1 protein-coding gene is annotated in these 549 nt (G+C 28.4%); it reads left to right on the plus strand.

Annotated elements, in window-relative coordinates; all coding sequences use genetic code 11:
* The coding region (locus tag C200_RS13760) for a hypothetical protein (protein ID WP_033923844.1) at positions 1-511 on the plus strand (511 nt) is incomplete at its 5' end.
* Between the last annotated feature and the right edge of the window lie 38 nt (positions 512-549).

Raw genomic sequence — 549 nt, forward strand, 5'->3', positions numbered from 1 at the left:
CCATGGCTCGCAGCGTATGAAAATTAAAACCAGAATAATATTAATGAAGACATATAGACATATGCTAAAATTAGCCTTTAGCACAATGTTTAAAAAGAAAGTTCCAATTAAAGAAGTAAACATTAAAACTCATAAAATAAGAAATAGTCTCTATTTTTACTTATCTACTCCTTTTGAAAAATGCAAATACACTCCCATCGAGCTCTACAGATCAGCATACTTTAATAACTTATCAGAAGAAGCACAAGACAGTATCATTAGAGAGGTTTTTGAACTTTATCAAGTAACCTCTAAAATGAATTATAATCTAATTCATGTCCAACATAATATCTATCAAGTAGTCTATCAATCAAATCAAGAATTAATAACAGAGGATAACGCATTTAATTTAATGAAAGACTACGATATCATTCAAAACCTTGATGAAAATTCATACAGCCAGCTATTTAATAGTGCCTTTAAGAATAACAGTAGAAAAATTATACATAGAAACTTTAGCGTTAAAAACTAAAATGTTTTATTAATAAAATCACGTAAGCGTCGCTACCT

Origin of the sequence: Piscirickettsia salmonis LF-89 = ATCC VR-1361 (genome assembly GCF_000297215.2) — a bacterium.
In the GTDB taxonomy this organism is placed as follows: domain Bacteria; phylum Pseudomonadota; class Gammaproteobacteria; order Piscirickettsiales; family Piscirickettsiaceae; genus Piscirickettsia; species Piscirickettsia salmonis.